This window comes from Kitasatospora sp. NPDC127035, assembly GCF_042726075.1.
Taxonomy (GTDB): domain Bacteria; phylum Actinomycetota; class Actinomycetes; order Streptomycetales; family Streptomycetaceae; genus Kitasatospora.
Genome location: NZ_JBHXDN010000014.1, coordinates 148334 through 164505, shown reverse-complemented (window position 1 = coordinate 164505; position 16172 = coordinate 148334). Strand labels below are relative to the sequence as shown.

Below are 16172 nucleotides of genomic sequence, written 5' to 3'. Positions count from 1 at the left end.
GCGGCAGTCGTCAGGGGGGGCGGATCGTTTCCGGGCCTCCGCACCGAGGTGTGAATCCGCTCGCGTGTGCCTGTTCTCCCCGGCGCCGCGCAGGCACGGCGGCGGACGAACTCCGGGCAGTCCGATCGGAGTCGGGGGCGGGGCTGCGGGACTCCTCGCACAGCGGCGGCACACCGGAGAGCCGCCCCGTCGCCGCAGCGGTGACAACGCCGGTGGCAACGCCGCGACAACGCCGGTGAAAGCGGCATGGCGCGGATCTTGACCGCCCGGATCCGGGCGGTCAAGCACCGAGCGGGAGATTCCCGGCCTGCGGCCGAAGGTCCGCGAACGCCCTCCTCCCTGTTTCGTCGCGTTCGACGTCCTCCGGTGGCGTGGCACCGCGGAATTCGGCCCGACAGCGGTCGGGCATTTCCGGTTCACGGAGGGGGGCTCACGGGCGCGAGGGCATCCGCCCGCTCGCGCGACGGGGGTCGGGGAGGGCGGGGTCCCTGGCCGAACGCCCTGCCGAGGGCCACCGCGGCCCGTCCCGCCACCGGTCCAGACCTCTGCCGGGACCTCCGCCCCGAGCTCCGCCCCGACCCGTGCTCCGACCCCTGACGACGTCCTCACCCGGCGCGGCGGAAGGCGGTTTCCGGTCGGCTTGTATGCTCCACCTGGCACCAGGGGGGCATTTCCTGGCCGCCGTTCGTTCGATGGCACAGCCGTGAGAGGTGCGGGGATGTCGGGTCGCCGAGACAGGAGTCAGCCCAGCGTGGCCCGACCACGGTCGGAGGGCTCGACCGGCTCGGCGGGTTCCACGGGCGGCCCCACCGGCTCCGGCACCCGTTCCGGCGCCCGGGCGGCGACGGCTCCGGCCGCCAAGGACGGCGCCACGGGCTCGATCCCGGCCCCCCGGGCCGGCGGACGTGCCGAGGCCCGAAAGGCGGCGCAGTCGCAGGGCCGTGGCGGCCGCGGCGGCCAGGGCGGCGACGGGGGCCAGGGCGGTGGTTCCGGGCACCGCAGGTCCGGCGGACGCGGCAAGAAGCCCGAGCGGAACGTCAAGAAGATCGTCGGCTGGACGGCGGTCGGCGCCCTGGTGCTCATAGCCGGCACCGGCGGAGCGATCTACTTCAAGCTCAGCGGCAACATCAAGACCTTCGACTCGGACGCGGTCAGCAAGGACCGCCCGCCGGAGGCCACCGCGGACGCCAACGGCAACAAGCCGGTGAACATCCTGCTGATCGGTTCCGACAGCCGCGGCGGCGGGAACTCCGACCTCGGCGGCGGCAACTCCGAGGGCGCCCGCTCGGACACCACGATCCTCCTGCACGTCTACGCCGACCACAAGAACGCCATCGGCGTCTCGATCCCCCGCAACACCCTGGCCGTGATCCCGCCGTGCAAGCTGCCGAACGGGAAGTGGACCAAGGAGCAGAAGGGCGACGACGTCCTCTTCAACGCCGCGTTCGAGACGGGCGGCTCACCGGAGGGCAACCCGGCCTGCACCCAGAACACGGTGGAGAAGCTCACCGGGATCCGGGTGGACCACACCATCGTCGTGGACTTCTCGGGCTTCTCCTCGATGACCAAGGCCGTCGGCGGCGTCGAGGTCTGCCTCCCCAAGGCGATCTACGAGGGCGACATCAACCCGAACCTCAACAAGAAGGGTGCGCAGGTCCTCCCGGTCGGCAAGCAGAAGGTGGACGGCCAGAAGGCCCTCGACTACGTCCGGCTGCGGCACGGCATCGGCGACGGCTCCGACATCGGCCGGATGAAGCGTCAGCAGGCCTTCATGAGCTCGATGATCAGCACGGTGAAGAAGCAGGGTCTCGACCCGACCACCCTGTTGCCGCTGGCCGACGCCGCGACCAAGTCGCTGCGCGTCGACGAGGGCCTGAACTCGGTCGACAAGCTGATGTCCCTCGCGCTCTCGCTCAAGGGCATCGACATGCACGACCTCAAGTTCGTCACCCCGCCGTGGCGTTACCACGGTGCCAACCTCGACCTGGTGAAGCCCGACGCCGACAAGCTGTGGGAGGCCATCCGGGCCGACCACACCCTCGACGGCAAGGACGCCACCGGTCAGCAGCCCGACGCACCCGCGGCGGCGCCGGAGACCCCGGCCGTGCCGACGCCGGCGGCCCCGACCACCACCGCCCCGCCCACCACCGCGGCCGTGACGACCCCGGTCAAGGTGGCGGTCTACAACGGAACGACCGTCAACGGCCTGGCGGGCAAGGCGAGCGAGGCCCTCAAGGCGGCGAAGTTCACCGTCACCGGCACCATGACGGCGAAGTCCACCAACAAGGCCACCACCACGATTGAGTACGGCGCCGGGCAGAAGGCCAACGCCGAGAAGGTCGCCGCGCTCTTCCCCGGGGCCACCCTGGCCGCCAGTTCGGCGGCGGGGATCAGCGTGGTGCTCGGCAAGGACTACGCCGACGCCAACGGCGGCGCCGCCGCCTCGGGTGCGCCGGCGGCCACCCCGACCGCGCCCGCCCCGCTGCCCACCTCGGTCACCGAGGAGGCCCGCTCGGCCGACGACGACATCTGCGCCAACACCACCTACGGCTCCGGCGGCTGACCTGCCGACGACTCCGGCCCCGAACGTCGGTTCGGGGCCGGGGCGGGTGTTCCGGTGTCAGGTGTTCCGGTGTCAGGTATCCCAGGTTCGGGTCCGGGTTCGGACCGGAGGGATCAGGGCCAGACGAGACAGTAGAGCTGGTGGCCGGCGTCGTGCAGGCGGTTCGCGAAGTCCTGCCACTCGTGCAGCATGCTGTAGATCACGAAGGCGTCGCGCGGGCCCCGGCGGTCGGGGACGGTGGACCAGATGAACGCTGCGGCGCCGAGCTCGGTCTCGTCCGCCTTGCGCAGCGGCTCGACCACGTTCTGCGGGAGCTGCACGACGGCGTAGTCGGGGTGCAGCACCACCAGCTCCAGCGGCGGGACCTGGTGCAGCGGCACGCCCTGGATGCCGGTGAGGACCATGGCGCTCATGGTCTCCGGCTTGATCTTGGTGGAGAGGTGGCCGTTGGGCGAGCCGCTGGTCTCCATCAGGTCCCCGAGCCGGCCGAGCGAGCCGAGCTCGCCCGCGTCGAGGCCGAGCCCGCCGGGGCCGAGCGCCGTCGGGACTCTGGCGGCGGTGGCGCGGTCGGGTGCCCCGAAGTACTTGTAGGTCACCCCCACGCGTCCCTCACCCCGCCTCTCGCCACCACGACCGCCACGCCCCGTTCCCGCTCCCGTACCCCCGCGTGCGGCCTCGGCGGGGCGGCGGGGGCCACCCGCGGCCTCGTCGTAGCCGTCCTGCGCCTCGGACACTCGGACCATCCTCACCGGAATTCGCCGGAATCGACAGACCCCCGCACACCCGGCGTCCCGCCGGACGTGCTCCTTACCCGTCATGCGCCGCCGTACCCAGTCGAGGTACGCGGCAGTCCTCTTCACACCCCTGCATCGACACGGAGTGCCCGTGCATCCCGAGTGCGGGGCACTCTGGACGCACTCCGGGTACATAGTCTGACTGGTTCGGAGAGCCGACACAGCCAGGGGACCCGTTGTACGGATAACCGTACAGACTTTGGCGCCCGGATCATCGTTCCAGATGATGAGGTCCGACATGCAGAGGTGAAGGACACGATTTGAGACCATGTCCCACGTGAGCTACCCCTACGAAGCACCCCAGTCCCAGTCGCTCTTCGACCGCGCCTCGGTCGTCACCCCCGGCGGCGTCAACTCCCCGGTGCGCGCGTTCCGCGCCGTCGGAGGTACGCCGCGCTTCATGGTGTCCGGCACCGGCCCCTACCTGACCGACGCCGACGGGCGCGAGTACGTCGACCTGGTCTGCTCGTGGGGCCCGATGATCCTCGGCCACGCGCATCCCGCCGTGCTCGACGCCGTCCGGGAGGCGGTGACGCGCGGCACGTCGTTCGGCACGCCCGGCCAGGGCGAGGTCGAGCTGGCCGAGGAGATCGTCGCGCGGGTCGCCCCGGTCGAGCAGGTCCGCCTGGTCTCCTCCGGTACCGAGGCCACCATGTCGGCGATCCGGCTGGCCCGCGGCTTCACCGGCCGGGCCAAGATCGTGAAGTTCGCCGGTTGCTACCACGGCCATGTGGACGCGCTGCTGGCCGCCGCCGGTTCCGGTGTGGCCACCTTCGGCCTGCCGGACACCCCGGGCGTCACCGGCGCGCAGGCCGGCGACACCATCGTGCTGCCGTACAACGACCTCGCCGCGGTCGAGGAGGCCTTCCGGGCCCACCCCGGCGAGATCGCCTGCGTGATCACCGAGGCCTCGCCCGGCAACATGGGCGTCGTCCCGCCGCTGCCCGGCTTCAACGCCGGCCTGGCCCGGGTCTGCGGGGAGAACGGCGCGCTGTTCATCTCCGACGAGGTGATGACCGGCTTCCGCGTCTCCAAGGCAGGCTGGTACGGCCTGGAGGCGGCGCGTGAGGGCTGGGCGCCCGACCTGCTGACCTTCGGCAAGGTCATGGGCGGCGGCTTCCCGGCGGCGGCCTTCGGCGGCCGTGCCGACGTGATGGCCCACCTGGCCCCGGCCGGCCCGGTCTACCAGGCCGGCACGCTCTCCGGGAACCCGATCGCCACCGCGGCCGGCCTGGCCCAGCTGCGGGGCTGCACCGACGAGGTGTACGCCACCGTCGACCGGGTCGCCGCCGAGGTCTCCGGCCTGGTGTCGGACGCGCTGACCAAGGAGGGCGTCGTGCACCGGCTGCAGACCGCCGGGAACATGTTCTCGGTGTTCTTCACCGAGGGCGCGGTCACCGACTACGAGCGGGCGAAGACCCAGGAGGCGTTCCGCTTCACCGCGTTCTTCCACGCGATGCTCGCCGAGGGCGTCTACCTGCCGCCGTCCGCGTTCGAGTCCTGGTTCGTCTCGGCCTCCCACGACGAGCGGGCGGTCGAGCGGATCGCCGCCGCCCTGCCCATCGCCGCCCGGGCGGCCGCCGAGGCCACCGCCCCGGCCACGGCCTAGGCTCCGGACGACCCCTACGAAGCTCCCAGGAGTACTGAGAAGTGAGTGCCGAAGAGATCACCGTCGTCCACCTGATGCGGCACGGCGAGGTGCACAACCCGGAGGGCGTCCTGTACGGCCGCCTCCCGGGCTACCGACTGTCCGAGCTGGGCCGGCAGATGGCCGACCGGGTCGCCGAGGACCTGTCCGGCCGGGACATCACCCACGTGGTGGCGTCCCCGCTGGAGCGGGCCCAGGAGACCGCCGAGCCGATCGCCAAGTCGCACGGCCTGGACGTCGCGGTGGACGGGCGGCTGATCGAGGCGGAGAACATCTTCGAGGGCAAGACCTTCGGGGTGGGCGACGGCTCGCTGCGCAACCCGGCCTACTGGAAGTACCTCACCAACCCGTTCCGGCCCTCCTGGGGCGAGCCGTACCTGGAGCAGGCGGTGCGGATGATGGGCGCGCTGGCCGCCGCCCGGGACGCCGCGCGCGGGCACGAGGCGGTCTGCGTCAGCCACCAGCTGCCGATCTGGATCGTCCGCTCCTTCGTGGAGCGCCGCCGGCTCTGGCACGACCCGCGCAACCGGCAGTGCTCGCTGGCCTCGCTGACCAGCTTCACGTACGAGGGGGACCGGATCGTGTCGGTCGGCTACCGCGAGCCCGCCCGCGACCTGCTGCCGGTGCACCTGGTCGGCAAGGGCGGCAAGAGCAAGCCGGTGGGCAAGAGCTTCGGCGCCTGACCCCGCGCCCTCCGCGGCGACGCCCTCCCCGCGGCGTGGCGTCCTCGTGACGTGGCGTCCTCGCCGCGGCGTGCTCGCCGCAGCGTCACCGCCGTGGCGGCGGAACCCCGTGCCCCGGGGCACGCGGCTCCGCCGCCACGGACGCCGTGCGGCGGACGGGACGAGTGCCCCCGCCCGATGTAGGGCCCGGCTAAATATGGGGTTCATCACCCTCGCCGCGACCCGCCGCTCCGGTACCGCCGCAGGTCAGAGGGGGTTCGACACGGAAGGCCGGACCCCCCCGAACCTGCCTGGAACTCCATGCGAAACTTTTCACATGTCTGGCATGACGCGCCCCCGTCCCCGTCTCGCCGCAGCGGCCGCCGCCACCGCCGTCGCCGCCGCGCTCGCCCTCAGCGGCTGTTCCTCCTCCGGTTCGTCGGCCAGCGGTGACGGCCAGATCGGTTTCGTCAAGGCCAAGGGCAGCAACATCTCCACGGCTGCCGCCGGACATCGCCAGGACGCGCCGGACATCTCCGGCAACACGCTGGAGGACACCCCGGTCAAGCTCTCCGACTACCGGGGCAAGGTCGTCGTCCTCAACGTCTGGGGTTCCTGGTGCGGGCCGTGCCGGGCCGAGGCGGACGACCTCCAGCGGGTCTGGGACAAGTACAAGGACCAGGGCGTCCAGTTCCTCGGCATCAACACCCGGGACCCCGAGAAGGCCAACGCGGTCCGCTTCGAGCAGGAGAAGGGCGTCACCTACCCCAGCCTCTACGACCCTGCGGGCACCCAGCTGCTGAAGTTCCCCAAGGGCAGCCTCAACTCGCAGTCCGTGCCGACCACCATCGTGGTCGACCGCGAGGGCAAGCTCGCCGCCCGTGCCGTCGGCGGCCAGATCGACGACGGCCTGGAGTCGATGATCCAGCCGGTGCTCGCGGAGCAGAAGCAGTGAGTGCCGCACTCCTCGCCGACACGACCGGGACGATCCAGAGCGGGGCGCTGCTGGTGGCCGTGCCGATCGCGCTGGTGGCCGGTCTGGTGTCGTTCTTCTCGCCGTGCGTTCTGCCGCTGGTGCCCGGCTACCTCTCCTACGTCACCGGCTTCTCCGCCGCCGACCTCGCGGACGCGCGCGGGGCCCGGCGCGGCCGGATGCTGGCCGGGGTGCTGCTGTTCATCCTCGGCTTCACCGCCGTCTTCGTCTCCACCGGGGCGCTGTTCGGCTACTTCGGGTCGACGCTGCTGGAGCACGAGCGCGTCATCTCGATCGTGCTCGGCGCGCTGACCGTCGTGATGGGCCTGGCCTTCATGGGGCTGGTGCCCGGGTTGAGCATGCGCGAGCTGCGCTCGCACCGCCGCCCGGCGGTCGGCCTCGTCGGCGCGCCGATGCTGGGCGTGGTCTTCGGCGTCGGTTGGACGCCCTGCCTCGGCCCGACCCTGGCCGCCGTGCAGAACCTGGCGCTCAACGAGGCCGATGCCGGCCGCGCCGCGCTGCTGATGACCGCCTACTGCCTGGGCCTGGGCGTACCGTTCGTCGTGGCCGCGGTGGCCTTCCGCCGGGCGCTGGGCGCCTTCGGCTGGGTCAAGCGGCACTACCCGCTCGTCATGCGGATCGGCGGCGGCATGCTCGTCGTGGTCGGTCTGCTGCTCGTCACCGGGCTCTGGAACTCGATGGTGAACGAGCTGCAGTCCTGGACCGCCTCCTTCCAGATCGGAATCTGACCGTGAGCAAGACCACGACCGGTACCGAGCTGCCCGCGCAGGAGGTCGAGGACGCGGCGGAGAGGATGACCACCGCCCCGATCGAGTCGGACGGCCCGACCGGCATCGGCGTGCTCGGCTGGCTGCGCTGGATGTGGCGTCAGCTGACGTCGATGCGGGTCGCGCTGATCCTGCTCTTCCTGCTGTCGCTGGCGGCCATCCCCGGTTCGCTGATCCCGCAGAACGGCCAGAACCAGTTCAAGGTCGAGAGCTGGAAGGCGCAGCACGCCACGGTCGCGCCGATCTACGAGAAGCTCCAGCTGTTCGACGTCTACAGCTCGGTCTGGTTCTCGGCGATCTACATCCTGCTGTTCGTCTCGCTGGCGGGCTGCATCGTCCCCCGCACCTGGCAGTTCGTCGGGGTGCTGCGGGCGCAGCCGCCGGCCGCGCCGCGCAACCTGACCCGGATGCCGGTGTACGCGGCCTGGCGGACGGACGCGGACGTCGCGGACGTCAACGCCGCCGCGCACCGGCTGCTGCGGGCGCGGCGGTTCCGCGCGCACCTCGGCGGCGGCGCGGTGGCGGCCGAGAAGGGCTACCTGCGCGAGGTCGGCAACCTGGTCTTCCACCTGTCGCTGTTCGCGCTGCTCGGCGGTTTCGCCTGGGCGAGCCTGGCGAGCGGCACCGGCGGCAAGCTGCTGGTCGAGGGCGAGGGCTACTCGAACACCATCACGCAGCTGGACGACTTCACCGGGACCAGGTTCTACGGCACCGACGACCTCGACCCGTTCTACGTGAAGCTGAAGAACTTCACCTCGAAGTTCCAGAGCCGGGGCGACCAGATCGGCAGCGCACGGGAGTTCACCGCGCACGTCGAGTACTACGGGGGCAGCGACGCCGGGAAGCTCAAGCAGGGCACGATCGAGGTGAACCACCCGCTGGAGGTCGGCGGCAGCAAGTTCTACCTGATCGGGCACGGCTACGCCCCGGTGATCACCGTGCGGAACGGCGCGGGCGACGTCGTCTACACCGGCGCGACCCCGTTCCTGCCGCAGGACGGCAACCTGACGTCCACCGGTGTCGTCAAGGTCTCCGACTACGGCGACAAGGACGGCAAGAAGACCCAGATGGGTTTCTCCGGCTTCTTCCTGCCGACCGCCCCGGTGGCGTTCGACCGGAACACGGGCCCGCGCTCGCTGTTCCCCGGTGACGCGGACCCGGCGCTGGTGCTCAACGCCTACGCGGGAGACCTGGGCACCGACTCCGGCCTGCCGCAGAACATCTACCAGCTCAACACGAAGAACCTCACCCAGCTCCAGCAGGAGGGCGAGCCCGCCAAGGTCCGGTTGAAGCCGGGCCAGGGCTGGACCCTTCCGGACGGCTACGGGAGCGTCACCTTCGAGGGCTACAAGCAGTGGGCCAGCTTCAACGTCTCGCACCGTCCGGGCAACGGGATCGCCCTCGTCGGGGCGGTGCTGGCGATCCTCGGCCTGATCGGCTCGCTGTTCGTGCAGCGGCGCCGGATCTGGGTGCGGGCGGTGGCGCTTCCGGACGGTGGCACGCTGGTCGAGCTGGCCGGGCTGGGCCGCAGTGAGTCGGCGAAGATCGCCGAGGAGCTGGCCGAGCTGGCGGTCGACCTCCAGGACGACGCGCCCGCGCTCGACGACCCGGACGACGACCCGGACGACGACGCTGCCGAAGCCGAAGCCGAAGCCGAAGCCGAAGCCGAAGCCGAAGCCGACGCACACGGCTCCGACGAGGCCGACGGGGCCTCCGCACCACCCGCACCTTCCGACCCCGCAGTCCCTGCCGACCAGAACTCCAAGGAGTAGACGGTGCACCTCGCCTCGTCGGTCGACCCACAGCTGGCCGACCTGTCCAACAAGCTGATCTACTCGGCCATGGCCGTCTACCTGATCGCCATGTTCGCCTACATGTTCGAGTGGACCTTCGGTGCCAAGGGTGCCGTCGCCGTCCGCTCCATCGAGCAGGCCGGCCTGGCCGAGACCGTCGCCGAGGCCGATGCCAAGGCCAAGGGCTCCAAGAAGGTGACCGTCACCGTCGCCTCCGCGCGCGGCGGCACCACCACGCTCACCCGCACCGCACTGGCCGGCGAAGGCGCGACGGTGGTGACCAGCGGTCGCGGCGACGACGAGGTCGACGGCCCGGGTGCGGCCGGCACCAGCGAGAAGGCCGACCTGGCCGGCCGGATCGCGGTCTCGCTCACCGTGCTCGGAGCCCTGCTGCACGTGGGGGGCGTGCTCACCCGCGGCCTCTCGGTGTCCCGCTGGCCGTGGGGCAACATGTACGAGTTCTCCTGCGCCTTCGCGCTCGCGATGACGGTGGCCTTCGTCGGCCTGCTGCTGTCGAAGAAGCCGGTCCGCTGGCTCGGCCTGCCGGTCACCCTGGCCGTCGTGCTCACGCTCGGCATCGCCACCGAGGTGCTGTACACCGAGTCCGAGCAGCTCGTTCCGGCGCTGCACTCGTACTGGCTGGCGATCCACGTCTCCACCGCGATCGTCTGCGGCGGCGCCTTCTACGCGGCGTTCATCGCGACCCTGCTGTACCTGGGCAAGGACTCCTTCGACAAGCGGATGGCGGCGGGTCTGACCAGGGGCCCGCTCGGCACCTCGCCGTCGATCTGGCGCCGGCTGCCCGCCGCGTCGACCCTGGACAAGCTGTCCTACCGGATCAACGCGCTGGTCTTCCCGCTCTGGACCTTCACGATCATCGCGGGCGCGATCTGGGCCGAGGCGGCCTGGGGCAAGTACTGGGAGTGGGACCCGAAGGAGACCTGGTCGTTCATCACCTGGGTCGCCTACGCGTGCTACCTGCACGCCCGCGCCACCGCCGGCTGGAAGGGACGCAAGGCCGCCTACCTGGCCCTCGGCGCCTTCGCCTGCTGGCTGTTCAACTACTACGGCGTGAACATCTTCGTCACCGGCAAGCACTCCTACGCGGGGCTCTGACCGGGGGCTGCACCACCCACCGGCCCGGCGCTCCGCACAAGGAAGCCGGGCCGAGGTGCGAGAGGGGTAGTTCGTGCCGGCCGTCCGGTCCGGCACGGGAATGAACCGAGGAGGAAATCGCGCAATGGAGTGCGACGAGGTCATGCTGACCGTCCGAATCACCGCCGCCGAGCGCACGTTGCTCCGCCGGCTCGCCCAGGGGCACCGGAGCGACGTGTCCGAGGTGGTGGCAGACGGCCTGCTGGACATCATTCCCACGTTCAGCTCGCCGACCGACGCCTACCGGCTGCTGGGGGCCCTCGCGGCGCCCGCGCCGTGCGCGCTGACCGTCTGGCTGCCGACGCCGCTGGCCGATCTGCTGGTGCCGGGTGCGGCCCGGATCGCCCAGGTGACGGAGGTCCGGATCGGCTCTGCCAGCGCCATGCTGGGCGCCGCGCTGCGGCTCTGGCTGGCCCAGGACCCGGTCCGGCTGGCGGCCAACCTCAGCGTGATGCACGCGGGTCGTCCGTCGGCCCTGGTCGCGGCCTGACCTGACGGCGGTACCGGGGGAGCCACGGCGCCGGTGCGGGCGCCGGATCAGCCGGCGAGCGACAGGCCCCGGCAGACCGGGGCGGGCCCGACGGGGGTCGGCCCGCCGTCGGCCGGACCGGCCAGCAGCCGGCACTCGGCGACCGTCCGGCCGTCCTGCACCAGCAGGACCCGGACCGGGAGCCGCCGTACGTCACGACCGGCCCCGGGGCCGCTCTCCGGGGCGGGCTCGCGGACGGCCCGGACCAGGCAGGGGCGGTCCAGCGCGATGGGGGCGTGGAAGGACGTGACCAGCTCGACCGGCGCCACCCGGGCCGGGTGGCAGAGCCGTTGGGCGGCCTGGCGCGCCGCCTCCAGGACGAGCATCCCGGGGACGTGGTCGGGGGCCGGGTCCATCCGGTCGAACAGCGCAGGGTGGTCGGCGTCCGCGCGCAGCAGCCAGCTGCCGGGCAGCAACGAGGGGCCGAGCACGACGTCGGCGGCCCGCTGGCGGCCGACGAGTTCGGGCGCGGTGCAGGACTCCGGGGGCCGGGGAGCGGGAGCCGGGCGGCCGGGGCCGCGCAGCCGGGCGTACGAGGCGGGGGAGAGCACCCGCAGTTCGCCGGAGCCGCGGCCGACCGGACGGCCGTCCCGTTCGATCTCGGCGTGCACCCGCAGGGCGGCCAGCCGGCCGTGCCGCATCCGGACGTCCTGGCAGCCGACGCGGAGCATCAACGCGGCGGGGGCGGGGGCGATCGCGAGGCCGTCGAGGCCGGCAGGCCCGAGCGCGTAGCTGAGTTCGTCGAGCGCGTAGTGGTGGTCGTGCGGGACGCCGAAGCCGACGTGGCCGATCAGCAGGGCGGCCTGGCGGATCGTCTCGGCCATCAGGACGGGGTCGTGGTGGCGGTCGCCGGGCAGCCGGTAGAAGCCGTGCAGCCGGGGCCACTGGGCACCGAGCAGGAAGTCGTACGGGCCGGTGGCCTGCCAGCCGGTGATCAGGACCTCGGCGACCGAGGAACGGTGCACCAGACGGCGCGAGACGGTCCGCTCGTGGAAGTCGTAGCGGGCGTGGCCGGGGTGGCCGGGAGCGGGGTGGGGGTACGGAGAATCGCCGTCCGGTTCTGCGATCGCTGGCATGGCGGGCCCCACTCCCGGGTGTCGGTCGACCGGCCGCGTGAGCGGCCTCGGAAAAACATACAGGCCACCCGGTTTCTGCTCGGCGTGCGGGGCCGCCACTGCCGGAAAGCCGACATGCACACGCTACCCGGCCGCTGGTCTGCGGGAACGTCCGGCCGGGAGAGTCCGGACCTTGGACGGGGGTCGGTCCCCCCTGGACGGCGGGGACCGACCAGGGGCTAGATTAGATACCAACCATGCGGTTTCGGGCGGGCCGGTCCGCATGCGTGGCGCCGCACCACCACCGACGGCGGCGCCGAGACAGCACCCGGGCGAGCCGGAGCTCGCCGCGGCCGGGGCCGGAGGGGCCGAGTGGCTAAGCAGGAACGGGCGGGGCGAACCAGGCAGGCCGTGCTGCTGGCCGCGGCGGACACCTTCGCGGACGCGGGCTTCGAGTCGGCCAGCCTGGTCGACATCAGTCGCCGGGCGGGCGTCAGCAAGGGCGCGCTCTACTTCCACTTCGTCTCCAAGCAGGCGCTCGCCGACGGTGTCCGCGCCGAGGCCGGGGACGCGATCGGCGCGGCCGTGCTGCGGGCCCTGCGCGGCGCCGCGCCGGCCGTCCAGGAGCTGATCGACCTCACCCACGAGCTCGGCCGGCTGCTGCGCGAGGACGTGGTGGTCCGGGCCGGTGTGCTGCTCGGCCTCGGCGGCCGGCCGGCGGCCTGCGCGGGCGGACTGGTGGTGGCGCCGGCGGGATCACCCCCGGAGCCGTCGGCGGACGCCTGGCGCAGCCTGACCGCCGTCTTCCGGACCCTGCTCGACCGTGCGGGGGAGGCCGGCGAGCTGCGCCCCGGGCTGGACCGGGGCCAGGCCGCCGAACTGCTCACCACGCTGGCGGCCGGGCTGGTGCTGTTCGCCGCCGAGTCCACCGGCCGGCTCGCGGAGGAGGCGGTCCGCGGGCTCTGGGCGGCCGCGCTGCCCGCCCTCGTGCCGGCGGAGCGCTTCGGGGAGTACCGGACCTGACAGCGGGGCGGGCGGCGGATCAGGCCGGGGGCGGTCCGGGATCCGGTGCCTTCGCCGGTGGTGCGTCCGCGGGCGGCGTGCCCGCAGGCGCTTCGGCGGGCGGCAGCCGGTCGGCCAGGACGAGCCGGGCCAGGGTGTGCGGCGGGACGAGGCCGGGCAGCAGGAGCGTCCAGAGGTCGGCCATCCGCCGCAGGAGGTCCCGGCGGTCGGTGAACACCTGCGAGCTGAGCTGGATGCCGGTCACCGCGCCGGTGATCACTCCGGCCGCGGCCGCCGGTTCCACCCCGGGGCGGAGCTCACCGGAGTCCCGGGCGTGCTCCAGCAGTTCGCGGGCCGCGTCCGTCCAGCCCTGGTAGGCGGCGATCTGCGGCTGGGTGAAGCTGCCGTGCTCGATGGTCAGCCGGATCGAGCCGCGCAGCACCGGGTTGTCGAGCAGGGCGTGGGCGAAGGCGTAGCCGAGGTCGATCAGGGTCTGCACCGGGCTCTCGGAGGCCGGCTGCCAGGTGGCCAGCCAGGCGCTCTGGCCCGCGATCACGGCGAGCGCCAGCTCTTCCTTGGAGCGGAAGTGGAAGTAGAGCGCGCCCTTGGTGACGCGGGCCCGTTCCAGGATCTCCGCCATGGTGGCGGCCGCGTAGCCCCGCTCGTCGAACACCTCGGCCGCGGCGAGCAGCACCGCCTGGCGGGTCGCCAGCGCCCGGGCCTGCCTGGCCATCGCAGCCTCCTCGGATAGTTCTGGTCGTCGGCAGCGGCTGGATCCCACGGGCCGACGGGGCGGCGGGCCGCGTACCGTCCGGTGGCGATCCTATCGAGCACCCGGGGTCACTCTCCGGCGCGCGAATGGCATCGCGCGCCGGTCTGTACGCCGGTTCACGTGTACGAACGTGCGCCGTGGCTCTGCGCCGCGACCGTGCGCCGTGACTGCGCACCGCGACCGTGCGCCGCGATCGTGCACCGCGAACGCCGAGGGCCGGCCACCCCGAGGGTGACCGGCCGTCGGTCGTGCGGTCCGGTGCTGCGGGCGGGCCTCAGGCGGCCCACTGCCAGCTGACCGGCGAGTAGTACGCCGGGCGGCGCTCCAGGCGCTGCCAGTTGGCGATCGGCTCGACCGGCGAGGCGGCGGAGGCCGCCTGCTGGGCGGACGCGGCGCGCGCCATCAGCACGGCGGTCAGGGCGGCGAGCTCCTCGTCGGTGAGCGAGCCGCGGACGATGCGGACGAGTGGTTCGGCGGAAGCGGTCATGGTCCGGTCTTCTCCCGGCGGAAGAGGGTGAGGGGTCGTCGGCACTGTGGCCGCGGTGCTGTCCGCGGCCGAACCGCGCTGTTACATCGGGGGGTTGCCGTGCTTGCGGCTCGGCAGGTCCGCGTGCTTGGTGCGCAGCATGGCCAGCGAGGAGGCCAGGACCTGGCGGGTCTCGGCCGGGTCGATGACGTCGTCCACGAGGCCGCGCTCGGCCGCGTAGTACGGGTGCATCAGTTCGTTCTTGTATTCCTTGATCTTCTGCGCGCGCATGGCGTCCGGGTCGTCGGCGCCGTTGATGTCGCGGCGGAAGATCACGTTGGCCGCGCCCTCCGCGCCCATCACGGCGATCTCGTTGGTCGGCCACGCGAAGGACAGGTCGGCGCCGATCGAGCGCGAGTCCATCACGATGTACGCGCCGCCGTACGCCTTGCGCAGGATCAGCTGGATGCGCGGCACGGTCGCGTTGCAGTAGGCGTAGAGCAGCTTGGCGCCGTGCCGGATGATGCCGTCGTGCTCCTGGTCGACGCCGGGCAGGAAGCCGGGGACGTCGAGCATGGTCACCAGCGGGATGTTGAAGGCGTCGCACATCTGGACGAAGCGCGCGGACTTCTCGCTGGCGTTGATGTCGAGGACGCCGGCCAGCGACTGCGGCTGGTTGGCGATGATGCCGGTGACGTGGCCGTCGATCCGGGCCAGCACGCAGAGGACGTTGGTGGCCCAGCGCTCGTGGACCTCCAGGTACTCGCCGTGGTCGACGATCTCCTCGATCACCTTGCGCATGTCGTACGGGCGGTTGCCGTCGGCCGGCACCAGGTCGAGCAGCGAGTCGTTGCGGCGGTCCACCGGGTCGTCGTTGACGACCGGCGGCGGCATCTCGCGGTTGTTCTGCGGCATCAGGGAGAGGAGGAAGCGGACCTCCTCGATGCAGGACTGCTCGTCGTCGTACGCGAAGTGCGCGACACCGGAGACGCCGGAGTGGACGTCGGCGCCGCCGAGCCCGTTCTGGCTGATCTTCTCGCCGGTGACGGCCTGCACCACGTCCGGGCCGGTGATGAACATCTGCGAGGTCTCGCGGACCATGAAGATGAAGTCGGTCAGGGCCGGCGAGTAGGCCGCGCCGCCGGCGCACGGGCCGAGCATCACGGAGATCTGCGGGATGACGCCGGAGGCCCGGGTGTTGCGCTGGAAGATGCCGCCGTACCCGGCGAGGGCGGTGACGCCCTCCTGGATGCGGGCGCCGGCGCCGTCGTTCAGCGAGACCAGCGGGGCGCCGGCCGCGATGGCCATGTCCATGATCTTGTGGATCTTCTGGGCGTGGGCCTCGCCGAGGGCGCCGCCGAAGATCCTGAAGTCGTGTGCGTAGGTGAAGACCGTCCGGCCGTGCACGGTGCCCCAGCCGACGATCACGCCGTCGGTGTGCGGCTTCTTGGCCTCCAGGCCGAAGCCGGTGGCGCGGTGCCGGCGGAGCGGCTCGACCTCGCGGAAGGAGCCCTCGTCGAGCAGCAGGTCGATACGCTCGCGGGCGGTCAGCTTGCCCTTGGCGTGCTGCGCCTCGGTGGCCTTCTCGCTGGGGCCGCGGCGGACCTGCTCGCGAAGCTCGTGCAACTCGGCGACCCGCCCTCGGGCGTCCGCCGGGCTCTCCGGGATGTCGTCTCCGACCGGTGCCTCATGCACAACCGTCATCTCGAACCACTCCAAAGGTGAGGGAACTGTCCGACAGCCAACGTCTGCGATGCCCCCGGCTGCGAATCACTTCTTCACTTATGACTGTACGAGGGGCCGCGTGCTGGTTTCGGCGTCGATTCCGTACAAGGTCGCGTCCGTTTAGATGTCAGGGCTGCACAGAACCCGTAGCGTTTCAGCCCATGCGGCCGGTAGCTGTTCGATTACCCCGAGCTTTCGCCCAGGTGGCCGCCGGATGATCTGAGCATGAGGAAACCCGCAGGTCAGG

General features: G+C 72.1%; 14 protein-coding genes. 9 read left to right on the top strand and 5 right to left on the bottom strand.

Annotation, left to right across the window (positions count from 1 at the left end):
* Positions 1–751 precede the first annotated feature (751 nt).
* On the top strand, positions 752–2563 hold the full coding sequence (locus ACFWIC_RS12815) for an LCP family protein (protein WP_380518196.1): 1812 nt from the start codon (positions 752–754) through the stop codon (positions 2561–2563).
* Positions 2564–2676: 113 nt separating this feature from the next.
* Here the strand turns inward: ACFWIC_RS12815 and ACFWIC_RS12810 are convergent, their stop codons facing one another.
* Positions 2677–3159, bottom strand: coding sequence for a hypothetical protein (locus ACFWIC_RS12810; protein WP_327678121.1), 483 nt, complete (start codon positions 3157–3159; stop codon positions 2677–2679).
* 466 nt (positions 3160–3625) lie between these two features.
* Here ACFWIC_RS12810 and hemL point away from each other — a divergent pair, with 466 nt between their 5' ends.
* From hemL to ACFWIC_RS12775, 7 genes are all read left to right on the top strand, one after another.
* Positions 3626–4966 (top strand): glutamate-1-semialdehyde 2,1-aminomutase, encoded by a 1341-nt coding sequence (gene hemL / locus ACFWIC_RS12805; protein WP_329950300.1) that lies wholly within the window; start codon positions 3626–3628, stop codon positions 4964–4966.
* Between the two features lie 74 nt (positions 4967–5040).
* Entirely contained in the window at positions 5041–5688 is a 648-nt protein-coding gene (locus ACFWIC_RS12800) for a histidine phosphatase family protein (protein WP_329885745.1), read from the top strand.
* Positions 5689–6013: 325 nt separating this feature from the next.
* A complete protein-coding gene (locus tag ACFWIC_RS12795) occupies positions 6014–6622 on the top strand; it encodes a TlpA disulfide reductase family protein (RefSeq protein ID WP_329950301.1) in 609 nt (202 codons plus the stop codon).
* Positions 6619–7389 (top strand): cytochrome c biogenesis protein CcdA, encoded by a 771-nt coding sequence (locus tag ACFWIC_RS12790; protein ID WP_329885511.1) that lies wholly within the window; start codon positions 6619–6621, stop codon positions 7387–7389. Before ACFWIC_RS12795 ends, ACFWIC_RS12790 begins: the two co-directional genes overlap by 4 nt.
* Positions 7390–7391: 2 nt before the next feature.
* Positions 7392–9200, top strand: coding sequence for a cytochrome c biogenesis protein ResB (locus tag ACFWIC_RS12785; protein WP_380518191.1), 1809 nt, complete (start codon positions 7392–7394; stop codon positions 9198–9200).
* Between the two features lie 3 nt (positions 9201–9203).
* Positions 9204–10337: a c-type cytochrome biogenesis protein CcsB gene (gene ccsB / locus ACFWIC_RS12780; RefSeq protein ID WP_329950302.1), complete on the top strand. Its 1134-nt coding sequence runs from the start codon at positions 9204–9206 to the stop codon at positions 10335–10337.
* 124 nt (positions 10338–10461) lie between these two features.
* Complete coding sequence (locus tag ACFWIC_RS12775) at positions 10462–10866, top strand: hypothetical protein (RefSeq protein WP_329885508.1); 405 nt, start codon at positions 10462–10464, stop codon at positions 10864–10866.
* Between the two features lie 47 nt (positions 10867–10913).
* Here the strand turns inward: ACFWIC_RS12775 and ACFWIC_RS12770 are convergent, their stop codons facing one another.
* Positions 10914–11981 carry a ScbA/BarX family gamma-butyrolactone biosynthesis protein gene (locus ACFWIC_RS12770; RefSeq protein WP_380518189.1) on the bottom strand — a complete coding sequence of 356 codons (1068 nt, stop codon included), beginning with the start codon at positions 11979–11981 and terminating at the stop codon, positions 10914–10916.
* 351 nt (positions 11982–12332) lie between these two features.
* Between ACFWIC_RS12770 and ACFWIC_RS12765 the strand changes: the two genes are divergently transcribed.
* Positions 12333–12983, top strand: a complete 651-nt coding sequence (locus ACFWIC_RS12765) for a ScbR family autoregulator-binding transcription factor (protein WP_329885506.1) — start codon at positions 12333–12335, stop codon at positions 12981–12983.
* Between the two features lie 19 nt (positions 12984–13002).
* Here the strand turns inward: ACFWIC_RS12765 and ACFWIC_RS12760 are convergent, their stop codons facing one another.
* From ACFWIC_RS12760 to ACFWIC_RS12750, 3 genes are all read right to left on the bottom strand, one after another.
* Complete coding sequence (locus ACFWIC_RS12760; protein WP_380518186.1) at positions 13003–13695, bottom strand: ScbR family autoregulator-binding transcription factor; 693 nt, start codon at positions 13693–13695, stop codon at positions 13003–13005.
* A 313-nt stretch (positions 13696–14008) separates the two neighbouring features.
* Positions 14009–14221, bottom strand: a complete 213-nt coding sequence (locus tag ACFWIC_RS12755; protein ID WP_380518183.1) for an acyl-CoA carboxylase subunit epsilon — start codon at positions 14219–14221, stop codon at positions 14009–14011.
* Between the two features lie 81 nt (positions 14222–14302).
* Positions 14303–15904 (bottom strand): acyl-CoA carboxylase subunit beta, encoded by a 1602-nt coding sequence (locus ACFWIC_RS12750; protein WP_329885503.1) that lies wholly within the window; start codon positions 15902–15904, stop codon positions 14303–14305.
* Between the last annotated feature and the right edge of the window lie 268 nt (positions 15905–16172).

Excerpts from the sequence above, each read along its gene's own strand:
- hemL (WP_329950300.1), top strand. The coding sequence starts at position 3,626 with ATGTCCCACGTGAGCTACCCCTACGAAGCACCCCAGTCCCAGTCGCTC.
- ACFWIC_RS12800 (WP_329885745.1), top strand. The coding sequence starts at position 5,041 with ATGCGGCACGGCGAGGTGCACAACCCGGAGGGCGTCCTGTACGGCCGC.
- ACFWIC_RS12795 (WP_329950301.1), top strand. The coding sequence starts at position 6,014 with ATGACGCGCCCCCGTCCCCGTCTCGCCGCAGCGGCCGCCGCCACCGCC.
- ACFWIC_RS12775 (WP_329885508.1), top strand. The coding sequence starts at position 10,462 with ATGGAGTGCGACGAGGTCATGCTGACCGTCCGAATCACCGCCGCCGAG.
- ACFWIC_RS12770 (WP_380518189.1), bottom strand. The coding sequence starts at position 11,981 with ATGCCAGCGATCGCAGAACCGGACGGCGATTCTCCGTACCCCCACCCC.
- ACFWIC_RS12760 (WP_380518186.1), bottom strand. The coding sequence starts at position 13,695 with ATGGCCAGGCAGGCCCGGGCGCTGGCGACCCGCCAGGCGGTGCTGCTC.
- ACFWIC_RS12755 (WP_380518183.1), bottom strand. The coding sequence starts at position 14,221 with ATGACCGCTTCCGCCGAACCACTCGTCCGCATCGTCCGCGGCTCGCTC.
- ACFWIC_RS12750 (WP_329885503.1), bottom strand. The coding sequence starts at position 15,904 with ATGACGGTTGTGCATGAGGCACCGGTCGGAGACGACATCCCGGAGAGC.